The sequence below is a fragment of the Eoetvoesiella caeni genome (genome assembly GCF_003315175.1).
In the GTDB taxonomy this organism is placed as follows: domain Bacteria; phylum Pseudomonadota; class Gammaproteobacteria; order Burkholderiales; family Burkholderiaceae_B; genus Eoetvoesia; species Eoetvoesia caeni.
Window position 1 is genome coordinate 1 of the sequence record NZ_QNRQ01000041.1, and the last position, 1,913, is coordinate 1,913.

Sequence of the window (1,913 nt, forward strand, 5' to 3'; positions counted from 1 at the left end):
CCTGAGTTCGACAGTTTGAACCCCTGGTTCGAGATCAAACACCCTGTTCACGCGGGTTTCGGTCTTTTTTGATCTTGATTTTGTAATGGCACGCTTTGGATTATATTCATTGACAGTTATAGTGATTTCAATGTAATGTAGTGGCATGTTTATCAAGGTCACTAAATCTGGCCCACGCCGCTACGTACAGGTGGTCGAAGCCTATCGCGATGATGCGGGGCGCCCCAAGCAGCGCACCGTCGCCACCCTTGGGCGCCTCGATCAGATGGGTGACTCACTCAAATCCATGCACGACGGCTTGTCGCGCATTCTCGGCATTGGTCTTTGCCCTGAGTCGGGTAATGGCACAGTCGCCTTTGATTCCTCTCGGAATCTGGGCGATATCTGGGTGCTCACGGAATTGTGGAAGCAGCTCGGGTTGGATCGCCTGCGGCACGTGTTGCGTCAACGCACACGCCATCGCATTGACCTGGAAGCGCTGCTTCGCATCATGGTGCTGCATCGCCTTTGCGATGCGGATTCGAAACTTGGCACGTTGCGCTGGCTACAAACCGTGAGCTTGCCTGATATAACGCTCGCCACCGTGGGTCATCAACAGTTGCTGCGCACCATGGATACGCTGGTCGAGCATCAAGACATTATCGACACGGTGCTGGCCGATGCCGTGCGCCCACTGGTCAACGAAGACCTGTCGGTGGTCTTCTACGACATGACCACCATCCGAGCCGATGGCCTCTCACAGCAAGACGGCGATGTGCGGCAATTCGGTATGTCCAAGGATGGCGGCATTGCTCGCCAGTTCATGCTGGGGCTGGTGCAAACCGCCGAGGGCATCCCACTGTATCACGAGGTCTTCGACGGCAATACGGCTGAAGTGAGCACCCTGAGGCGGTCGCTGCAGAAGGTTCTGGAGCGCTTCCGGATCAAGCGGGTGATTGCCGTGGCGGACCGGGGGTTGCTGTCGCTCGATAATCTACAAGCACTGCAATCCATCGCACTGCCCGGTGGCCAGCCATTGGAATTCATCCTGGCGGTGCCAGGGCGTCGTTATAGCGAGTTTGCCGCGTCGCTGGACGCGTTCAATGTGGCGGTTGCGAAGTGCGATGACGCCGAAGTGGTGAAGGCACTGAGCTGGCAAGATCTACGCCTGGTGGTCGCGCATGATCGTCAGCGCGCCCACGAACAAGGCGCCACGCGAGATGCCAAGATCGCCCAACTGGAACAACAGGCCGCGCGGTGGGTGGGCAAGCTCGATGCTCAAGATGCTGGCCAACGCAACCGAGGTCGCAAACTGTCAGACGGTGGCGCACGGGCAAAGTTCTATCACGAAGTGTGCGAAGCCCATCTGAGGCGCATCATCCGTGTGGATCTCACGAGCGAACTGTTCACCTACGACATTGACCAGAAAGCGTTGGATCACGCTCGCGCCATGGACGGCAAGCTGCTGCTGGTGACCAACGCCCCCGACCTTACGCCTGAAGAGGTTGTCGCCCGTTATAAATCCCTGGCCGATATCGAGCGGGGCTTCAAGGTGCTGAAATCCGAGATCGAAATCGGGCCGGTCTACCACCGGTTGCCGCAACGAATCCGGGCGCATGCCATGGTCTGCTTCATTGCGTTGGTACTGCAACGCGTCATGCGAGCACGGCTGCGAGCGCATCCCGTCGAAGATGTCGTTTCGCCCGAGCGGGCCCTATCGATCCTGCGTCGTATCCAGACACACCGAGCGGTGCTGCCGGGAAACAAGCCCGTCACGGGGATCTCGACTATTGATGCGCAACAGTTGGCTATCCTGAAGAGCTTGCGGGTCGCGAAGCCCGCCGCTCGTCAACCCTACGCCAATTTGTAGTGGAGCGGTTTACGACCGTCTCCTTATAAATCAATGAGTTGCGGCTTCAACTGTCGAACTCGGG

At 58.0% G+C, this 1,913-nt stretch carries 1 protein-coding gene; it reads left to right on the top strand.

Annotation, left to right across the window (positions count from 1 at the left end; translation table 11 throughout):
• Positions 1-145 precede the first annotated feature (145 nt).
• Positions 146-1,849, top strand: a complete 1,704-nt coding sequence (locus DFR37_RS22670; RefSeq protein WP_113935411.1) for an IS1634 family transposase — start codon at positions 146-148, stop codon at positions 1,847-1,849.
• Positions 1,850-1,913 lie beyond the last annotated feature (64 nt).